2 protein-coding genes are annotated in these 2,729 nt (G+C 64.0%); both read right to left on the bottom strand.

The annotated features are described in order from the left end of the window. Positions 1-1,055: PorV/PorQ family protein (locus J6I44_RS20450; RefSeq protein ID WP_265768128.1), on the bottom strand; the 1,055-nt coding region annotated here is incomplete at its 3' end. 65 nt (positions 1,056-1,120) lie between these two features. Further along, on the bottom strand, positions 1,121-2,635 hold the full coding sequence (locus J6I44_RS20445) for a putative Ig domain-containing protein (RefSeq protein WP_265768130.1): 1,515 nt from the start codon (positions 2,633-2,635) through the stop codon (positions 1,121-1,123). Positions 2,636-2,729: the final 94 nt, after the last annotated feature.

The following is a 2,729-nucleotide window of genomic DNA, read 5'->3' as shown; positions in this document are numbered from 1 at the left end:
TTGTCGGTGGCCGTGGGCCCCTGCGGGATCGCCAGGCTCGCATTCACCTGCAGCGCCCCGTAGCGCAGCGAGCCGCCCCCCGTCACAAACTCCCGGCCGCCATTGGAGGCTCCCTCCCGGTAGTAGCCGGCCCGCACGGCCAGCAGCCCCCCGTACCAGTATTCGGCGCCCAGCCCTATCATCAGCTGCTCGCCCAGCCCCACCGTCTGCGTGGATTGTCCGTTGTAATACTCATAGCTGCCCCATGAGGAAAACAAGGCTTCCAGCGGCGGGGCCGCCCCCGTTGAGTCGGCCCGCACCAGCAGTTTCGAGATCTCCGCGCTCACCGTCAGGCTGTTGCTCCCGTCCCCATCCAGCCACAGCTGCTGGCTGGTCCCCAGCCGCAACAGCGTCGGCAGGGCATCTTTGTGATCGCTGTCGGAGTAAGAGACCCGCCCCCCAACATTAGTGATGGCCAGCCCCACCGAGGGCTCTACCGCCAAGCTTCCCACCTGGTAGCTCCCGGGGCGGTACAGCACCCCAAGGTCCATCGCGGCGGTATTGCCCACCTCGGTCTGGTGCCCGCCCACCTGCTGCCCGGAGGGCACCAGCCGGCTGGACACAAAGCGGACCCCCAGCCCCACCGACAGTTTCTCCGGGATCAGCGTCTGCCCGGCCGACAGCCCTACCGACAGTTCGTAGCTGGCAAAGTCCCCGGAGGTGGCCCCCTGTCCGTCCCGGTAGGATTGGGACCCCAGGTTCAGAAAGGTCACATGCCCGCCGATGTTCCCGTAGCGGGCCATCATGTAGTTGTAGGTCAGCTCATCGTCCAGGGCCGGTACCCACCGGAACCGCGAGAAGCCCAGCTGCAGGCCCTGCTGGCCCGCCAGCCCCGCCGGGTTCCAAAAGACCGCCCGCGCTCCCACGGGATCAGCCACACCGGTAAAGCCCCGCCCGGTTGCCACCGGGTCGGGCTCGACCCGCAGGGCCGGGACTGCTATCTGGTTCACTTGTCCCCGGCCGGCCAGCGGGACCAGCAGTAGTAACAGTACCCCAAACCATCGTTGTTTATTCATCAGAATCGGTTGTATCGGTTGTAAAAACATCTTTGCGTTGGTTGCGAATATCATAGCGCCTGGAGTTATCGAATGAGCGTTATCTTTCCCGTGACGGCCTGGCCGCCGGAGGTAATGCGGTAAATGTAGATCCCGCTGGCCAGGTTGCGGGCCCGGATCTTAAATTCGTTAGCCCCGGGGCCAAAGACCTCGGGGGGCCTCTGGCGTACCAGCGCCCCGGTCAGGTTGTACAGCTGCAGGGTGACCTCCGCCTCCTCGGGCAGCTCGAATTTGATGGCCGTGGCCGCCCGGAAGGGATTCGGGTAGTTGTACAGGGCGTTCAGCTTATCCACTTGCTTGTATTTGACCTGCAGGGTGAACTCCTGGGTGGTCTGTTTCCGAGGGGTCCCGTTGTCGGTGGCCCTCACCCGGATCTGGTAGGTGCCCATATCCTCCTCGGCAGGCTCGCCGGTGACGGTGGCCGTGGTGTCGCTGCTGGCCTGCAGGCTCAGCCATTCCGGCAACGGGTCTCCGCCCGAGAGGCTCGCCGAAAAATCCACCTTATCGGCATCCGGGTCGGAGGCTTCAATGGTGTAGCTATAGGTCTGGTCGATGCGAACCACCTCCACCGGGCTGGAGCCGATGGTCGGGCCCCGGTTGCCCTGGGTGACCCGTAGGGTAAACTGCTGTTCTGTGGTAAGCGAGGGGGTTCCGCCATCGGTTACTGACACCACGATCTGGTAGGTACCCATGGCTGAGGGCGGGGGGGTACCCACCAGGGCCTTGCGCCGCAACGGCCCCTCATCGGGGATATCTTCCCACGAGAGCCAGCCGGGCAGCGGCGCCCCGTTTTCCAGCTCGGCCCCAAAGGTCAGCTTCCCGCCCCCGTCGGAGCCGGCCGTATCAATAGCGGCTACCACATACCGGTAGGCGATCTCGGAGGGCACCTGCAGGGACGGCTGGCTCAGGATGGCCGGCTCTTGATTGGTACGGGCCACCGTGATCGTAAATTTCTGGGTGACTGTATCTGTCCCGTCGCTGACTTCCAGCTCGACCGATACATCGCCAATATCATCGGGACCCGGGGGGCCTTCCAGCGTGGCGGTGCCATCCCGATGGTCAGTAATAGTGGCCCAGCCTGGAAGCTGCTCTGCGGTGATCGACAAGGAATCCCCATCCGGATCGGACGCCTCGATGCCGTAGCTATAGGTCTCGCCCTCCTGGGCCTGCGTTACCGGTTCCGAATCAAAACTCGGGGCCCGGTTGGTATTGCCTACCGTAATTGTAAAGGACTGGGAGGCCGTGGCCGACCCGTCGGTAACGGTGAGCTCAACCGGCGCCTCGCCGCTATCCTCAGGGCCCGGCGTGCCTTTCAGGGTGGCACTCGTATCGGAAGTGACGCTCAACGCCAGCCACTCTGGAAGGGTCTCGGCGCTAAATGCCAGTCCGTCTCCATCCGGATCGCTGGCTATAACCGTGTACCTGTACAACTTGGTTTCCTGAGCCGAAGTGACGGCCTCAGAGATAAAGGCCGGGCCCTGATTGCCGCTGGTAACCGTTATCTCAAAAACCTGGGTGGTGTCGGCGCTTCCATCACTCACAACCAGCTCCACGGGGTAGCGGCCCTCCGCCTCTACACCCGGGGTGCCACTCAGGGTGGCGGTGCCGTCGCCGTTGTCGGTCAGGCTGGCCCAA

Origin of the sequence: Fodinibius salsisoli, assembly GCF_026229185.1 — a bacterium.
Taxonomy (GTDB): domain Bacteria; phylum Bacteroidota; class Rhodothermia; order Balneolales; family Balneolaceae; genus Fodinibius; species Fodinibius salsisoli.
The sequence above is the reverse complement of the archived record's forward strand: the minus strand, read 5'-3'. Positions and strand labels throughout refer to the sequence as shown.